This window comes from Caballeronia arationis (genome assembly GCF_001544975.2).
GTDB lineage: Bacteria > Pseudomonadota > Gammaproteobacteria > Burkholderiales > Burkholderiaceae > Caballeronia > Caballeronia arationis.
The window spans coordinates 1-567 of record NZ_FCOG02000596.1; the positions used below are offsets into that span (position 1 = coordinate 1).

The 567-nt window shown below is 61.7% G+C and carries 1 pseudogene; it reads left to right on the forward strand.

What is annotated here, in order from left to right:
• Positions 1–25 precede the first annotated feature (25 nt).
• Positions 26–567: pseudogene (locus tag AWB81_RS44040) on the forward strand (hypothetical protein); the annotation flags it as partial.

Sequence of the window (567 nt, forward strand, 5' to 3'; positions counted from 1 at the left end):
GACCCGTGGACGACCGGAGCCAGTCATGACGTTATCACAGAGTGTGTGCGAAGTTCTGCGCGCTCACGTCGTGCTCGAGAGCGAGTGCATCGACCGGATGTACCTGAACGTGTATGTGCCGCAGTTGCAGCGCGTAGGCGGCGTGGTGTGGTACCTGCGTGGGCATCTCGGTCAGCGCTTCGCCTCGACCGCCGCGGTGGCGCCCAAGACCGAGGCCTTCGTGGCCAACATCGAGAGGTTTGTCGCCGAGCAAGGTGTGGATCTGGTGAGCTTTGGGAGGCACCAGCGCAAGGACGACATCACCCAGCAGTATCTGCAGCGGTTCGACGCCGACGAAGGGATTCTGTACGTCGGCCGCGCCCAGGAGAAGGCGCGCGTGGTGCGCACCGAACGGCGCCGTTGTGCACGCACCGGCATGAGCTATCCGTGGGTGGTCGATGGCAGCGCGATGGTGAACCACTACTACTTCTACTGCGTGGACGACGACTTTGGCCCGTTCTTCCTGAAGTTCTGTTCCTACTTTCCGTACAACGCCAAGCTGTGTATCAACGGCAACGAGTACGCCAA